Origin of the sequence: Acidovorax delafieldii 2AN, assembly GCF_000175235.1 — a bacterium.
Taxonomy (GTDB): Bacteria; Pseudomonadota; Gammaproteobacteria; order Burkholderiales; family Burkholderiaceae_C; genus Acidovorax; species Acidovorax delafieldii_B.
Window position 1 is genome coordinate 1 of the sequence record NZ_ACQT01000397.1, and the last position, 2252, is coordinate 2252.

At 68.7% G+C, this 2252-nt stretch carries 1 protein-coding gene and 1 pseudogene; both read left to right on the forward strand.

Going from position 1 to position 2252, the window contains the following annotated elements:
• Positions 1 to 501: pseudogene (locus ACDELDRAFT_RS21520) on the forward strand (allophanate hydrolase); the annotation flags it as partial.
• 299 nt (positions 502 to 800) lie between these two features.
• On the forward strand, positions 801 to 2252 hold a 1452-nt coding region (locus tag ACDELDRAFT_RS21525; RefSeq protein WP_005800509.1), incomplete at its 3' end, for an acetyl-CoA carboxylase biotin carboxylase subunit.

The window sequence follows — 2252 nt, forward strand, 5'->3', positions numbered from 1 at the left end:
GCGCATGTGGGTCCGGCGCCGCTGGCGGCGGGCGATGTGCTGGGCATCAAGCCCGTGCACGCGGGCGCTGTCGTCGGCACGCCCGAACTGGCACCGGTCGACCTGCCCACGCAGCAGCAGGATGTGGTGCTCGACGTGGTGATGGGCCCGCGCACCGACTGGTTCACGGCCGAGGCCGTGGAGCGCTTTGCGGCGCAGCGCTGGCAGGTCACCCCCCAGTCCAACCGCGTGGGCCTGCGCCTGGCCGGCGACGTTCCGCTGGAACGCGCGATGGCCGGCGAACTGCCCAGCGAAGGCACGGCCCTCGGCGCGCTGCAAGTGCCGCCCAGCGGTCAACCCGTGCTGTTCCTCGCCGACCATCCGCTCACCGGCGGTTACCCGGTGATCGGCGCCGTCGCCCCCCACCACCTGGACCGCGCGGGCCAGATCCCCGTGGGCGCCTGGGTGCGCTTCAACCCCATCCGCACCTTTGCGGAGCTGACGGCCCAGGCACCCGCCTGAAGGCGCTGGCTCCGCACCGCCCCCCCAGACCCGACATGCAAAAAGTCCTGATTGCCAACCGCGGCGAAAGCAACCGCGCAGCGGGCACTTCTGCAAATGGCCGTGGCTGCACAGCAGGCAACGGCGATCTCGCCACCCTGTACTGACAAGAAAGCCGAAAAGTTGATATGCAAAAAGTCCTGATTGCCAACCGTGGCGAAAGCGATCGCGCAGCGGGCGCTTCTGCAAATGGCCGTGGCTGCGCAGCAGGCAACGGCGATCTCGCCACCCTGTACTGACAAGAAAGCCGAAAAGTTGATATGCAAAAAGTCCTGATTGCCAACCGTGGCGAGATCGCCGTCCGCATCGCCCGCGCCTGCGCCGACTACGGCGTGAAGTCCGTGGCCGTCTACGCCAACACCGACATCGATGCCCTGCATGCGCGCATGGCCGACGAGGCTTACGGCCTGGACGGCGACCGTCCGGCCGACACCTACCTGCACATCGAGAAGCTGCTGGAGATCGCCCGCAAGAGCGGTGCCGATGCCGTGCACCCGGGCTACGGCTTTTTGTCGGAAAGCGAAGCCTTCGCCCGGGCGGTGATCGACGCCGGCCTGCGCTGGATCGGGCCCTCGCCCTCCACCATCGCCAAGCTGGGCGACAAGGTCGAGGCGCGCAAGATCGCGCTGCAGGTGGGTGCGCCCCTGGTGGCGGGCACGCCCGATCCGGTCAAGGACGCGAGCGAAGTGTTGGCCTTTGCCGAACAGCATGGCCTGCCGATCATCATCAAGGCGGCTTTCGGCGGCGGCGGACGCGGCATGAAGATCGCCTGGCGCATGGACGAAGTCGAGGAGCTTTACGCCTCTGCGGTGCGCGAGGCCGTGACGGCCTTCGGACGCGGCGAATGCTTCGTCGAACAGTTCCTCGACAAGCCCCGCCATATTGAGGCCCAGGTGCTGGCCGACACCCATGGCAACGTGGTGGTGCTGGGCACGCGCGACTGCTCGCTGCAGCGGCGCAACCAGAAGCTGGTCGAGGAGGCCCCCGCGCCGTTCCTCAGCGACGCGCAGCGTGCTCGCATCCACAGCGCGGCGCGCGACATCTGCGCGGCGGCCGGCTATGTGAGCGCAGGCACGGTGGAGTTTCTGCTGAGCGGCAGCGGTGCGATCTCGTTCCTTGAAGTCAACACCCGACTGCAGGTCGAGCACCCCGTGACCGAGCAAACCACGGGCGTGGACCTGGTGGTCGAACAACTGCGCGTGGCCGACGGCCTGCCGCTGTCGATCACGCAGACGCCCGCGCCGCTGGGCCACTCCATCGAATTCCGCATCAACGCCGAGGACGTGGGCCGGGGCTTTTTGCCCACGCCGGGCCCGGTGCAGCACTTCGATCCGCCCTCAGGCCCCGGTGTGCGCCTGGACACGGGCGTGCAGTCCGGCTCGGTGGTGCCGGGCACATTCGACTCGCTGATGGCCAAGCTCATCGTCACCGGCGCCACGCGCGAGCAGGCGATGGCGCGCGCGCGCCGCGCGCTGCGCGAGTTCCGCATCGAAGGCGTGGCCTCGGTGCTGCCGTTTCACCGCGCCGTGATGGAGCACCCCGACTTCCGGGGCGATGACGGCTTCAAGGTGCACACGCGCTGGATCGAGACCGATTTTTCCAACACCCTGGCGGCGGCGGTGCGCGCCGAACCCCAGCCCGACAGCAGCCTGCTGCGCACGGCCATTGAAATCGACGGCCGCCGCGTCACGCTGGGCCTGCCCACGCAACTG